The sequence below is a fragment of the Actinomycetospora sp. genome, from assembly GCF_055612215.1.
Window position 1 is genome coordinate 1 of record NZ_JBVPVA010000944.1, and the last position, 2,999, is coordinate 2,999.

Sequence of the window (2,999 nt, forward strand, 5' to 3'; positions counted from 1 at the left end):
TCGGCCTGCGCGGCAGCATCCCTCCCCGTCGCTCCGCTCGCCCCTCCGAGCCGCCGCCCGACGTCGTCGATCTCCCGGCGCCCCGGCAGGAACACCAGCACGTCGCCGTTCGCCTCGTCAGCATCCCCCGTCGCTCCGCTCGCCTCGTCAGCATCCCCCGTCGCTCCGCTCGCCTCGTCAGCATCCCCCGTCGCTCCGCTCGCCTCGTCGAGCGCACGGCGCACCACGGCGGCCACGTGGTCGAGCAGCGCGGGCTCCACGCGCATCCCGCGGGGTGGCGGCACCGGGCGCGGCGGCGGGCACCAGACGACGTCGACGGGGTGCATCGGGTCCGGCGCGGTGACGACCGGGCCGTCGAGGGCGGCGGCGAGCGTGTCGGCGGCGGCCGTCGCCGACGTCGCGAGCAGCCGCAGGTCCGGGCGCAGCACGGCGCGCGCGTCGACGGCGAAGGCCAGCGCGAGGTCGGTGTCGAGCTGGCGCTCGTGGCACTCGTCGAGGACGACGACGTCGACGCCCGCGAGTTCCGGGTCGCGCTGCAGCCGGGCCACGAGCAGCCCCGTCGTCACCACCTCGATGCGGGATCCCGGCCGCCGCTCACCGCGGATCGAGTACCCGACCCGGTCGCCGACGCGCTCGCCGAGCAGCGCCGCCATGCGGGCGGCGGCCGCGCGCACCGCGACGCGCCGCGGCTCGGCCACCACGACGCGGCCCGCGACCGACCCGGCCAGCGCGAGCGGCACGAGCGTGGTCTTGCCGGTGCCCGGCGGGGCCACGAGCACGGCCGCCCCGCGGTCGGCCAGCGCCGCGTCCAGCTCCGGCAGCGCGGCGCGCACCGGGAGGTCGAGCGCGGCCCGCTCGATGACGCCGTCGATCACGCCCGCCGGTCTACCAGCTCCGTGGCGCTGCCAGGCCCGTGCACGACCCCCGGAGGACTCAGCGGCCGAGTGCGAGCCGCGTCAGCTGCCGAGTGCGAGCACGTTGCAGACGTCACCCCGCCCGCCCGACGACGTCAGGCCGCGCTGCGAGCGGATGCGCTCGGCGAGGTAGCGGGCGTCGTCGCCGACCCCGGAGAAGCGGCCCGAGCCCCAGGTCCACTGCCACGGCAGGCCCAGGAAGTACAGCCCGGGGGAGGAGGTGACCCCGCGGCTGTGGCCGGGGGCGCCCCGCCCGGAGAAGACCGGCACGTCGACCCACGAGAAGTTCTGCCGGAACCCGATGCACCAGACCACCGAGGTGATGTGCGTGTCGGCCAGGCGCAGCTCGATCGGGTCGGCCTCGGGCGTCCAGACCGGGGTGTAGCGGTCCTCGGCCGGGGCGTCGATCTGCCGGGTGGCGATGTGCTTGTCGATGGTGTCCTTGATCGACTCCGACACCTCGTCGGCGTGGTCGAGGCTCGCGGTGAGGTCGGGCTTGAAGGACAGCACGCCGTCGCGGTGGTCGGTCATGACGCCGTAGAGCTTCATGCCGTCGCGGGCGTGGGCGCGCAGGTCGATGTCGCGCCCGCCGTCGCGCCCGGTCACGTAGTGGTTGGCCTGGGCGCGCACCGCCTCGCGACGGGGGTGCTCGGTGACGGGCATCTGGTAGTAGCCCAGGTCGTCGAGCCAGTCGGTGACGTCGCGGCCCCGGTAGAAGCGGGCCACGCGCGGGGCGTTCCCGACGACGAGGTGGACCTGCCGGCCCTCGAGGTGCAGGTCCTCGGCGATCTGCGCGCCGGACTGCCCGGAGCCGACCACGAGCACCTCACCGGGCGGGAGCTGCGAGCCGTTCTTGTAGTGCTGCGACTGCACCTGGGTGACGGAGTCGGGCAGCGGCTCGGACATCGGCGGTGTGATCGGGGTGTGGTACCCGCCGGTGGCGACGACGACCTGGTCGGCGGTGAGGCGGCCCGCCGTCGTCTCCAGCACGTAGGTCCCGTGGTCGTCGCGCGACACCCGCTCCACCCCGACGCCCTCGTGCAGCGGCGGGTCGACGAAGGCCCGGTAGGCCTCGAGGTACTCGATGATCTCCGAGCGAACCATGAAGCCGTGCGGGTCGGTGCCGCCGAAGCCGTGCCCCGACGCGTCCCGCCCGTAGGGGAAGTCGGGCAGCTTGCACTGCCAGTTCGGCGTGACCAGGCAGAACGTGTCCCAGCGGTAGGTCTTCCAGGAGTGGGCGACCGTGTCGCGCTCGAGCACGAGGTGGTCGATCCCCGCCTGGGACAGGCAGCGGCTCATGGACAGGCCCGCCTGCCCGCCGCCCACGACGACCACGGGGCGGTGGACCCCGTCGAGATCGCCGTCGGTGCCGTTCCGGGTTCCGCGCAGGGGCGTGACGGTCGCCGTGGTCATGGCCGGTCGTTCCTCTCAGCCGCACAGGGGACGCGTCGCGCCCTCGATTGCAGGGATCAGCGTCGGGAGGAATCGTTTCCGAATGGTTGCCGTCTGACTGCCGCGACATTGCCGGATGTTTCGAAACGCATCCGTCACGAACGGTCGATGAGGTCACGTGCTCGTAGTCACGTCGAAACGATCGCGTCATCGGTCGTTGTTTGGCTTCTTCACCACGAGGCCGGTCCGGAGCCGACGTCCCGGTCCTCGACCGCACCGTGCGGGACCAGGGGGACATCCTGCCCGCTCCCGGCCACCGCCTCCACCGCCCCGATGGATCCACCAAGGAGAACTTCCATGACCACGGCCGAACTGTCCGACGTCGAGCAGAAGAGCCTCGAGGAGATCCCGCACCCCTCCCTGCCCGAGGGCTCGAGCATCTACGGCGGGACCAAGGTGTTCCCCGACCTGCAGGCCGAGAACGGCGAGACCTACTTCACCCTCGTCCACGGCATCGCGCACGAGTCATCTGTCAGCTTCGTCTCGGTCCTGCAGGCCACCCGCGCGCTGCGCAAGGGCTTCGACACCGCGATCTACTTCTACGGCCCGGGCTCGCTCAACTGCCTGGCCACCCGCGGCTTCCCGACGACGGGCAGCTCCGCCTTCCCGGGCGAGCACAACATCAACGACCAG

The 2,999-nt window shown here is 72.8% G+C and carries 3 protein-coding genes; 1 reads left to right on the forward strand and 2 read right to left on the reverse strand.

Annotated features, from left to right (window positions below):
* Both AC0CYZ_RS25790 and AC0CYZ_RS25795 read right to left on the reverse strand, forming a co-directional pair.
* A partial coding sequence (locus AC0CYZ_RS25790; RefSeq protein WP_472220656.1) for a DEAD/DEAH box helicase occupies nt 1-875 on the reverse strand: 875 nt, incomplete at its 3' end.
* A gap of 81 nt (nt 876-956) precedes the next feature.
* Nucleotides 957-2,327 carry an MSMEG_0569 family flavin-dependent oxidoreductase gene (locus AC0CYZ_RS25795; protein ID WP_472220658.1) on the reverse strand — a complete coding sequence of 457 codons (1,371 nt, stop codon included), beginning with the start codon at nt 2,325-2,327 and terminating at the stop codon, nt 957-959.
* Nucleotides 2,328-2,663: 336 nt separating this feature from the next.
* Between AC0CYZ_RS25795 and AC0CYZ_RS25800 the strand changes: the two genes are divergently transcribed.
* On the forward strand, nt 2,664-2,999 hold a 336-nt coding region (locus tag AC0CYZ_RS25800), incomplete at its 3' end, for an MSMEG_0572/Sll0783 family nitrogen starvation response protein (protein ID WP_472220660.1).

Bases quoted from the DNA above. Each gene is read 5' to 3' on its own strand.
- AC0CYZ_RS25795 (WP_472220658.1), bottom strand. From the start codon at position 2,327: ATGACCACGGCGACCGTCACGCCCCTGCGCGGAACCCGGAACGGCACC.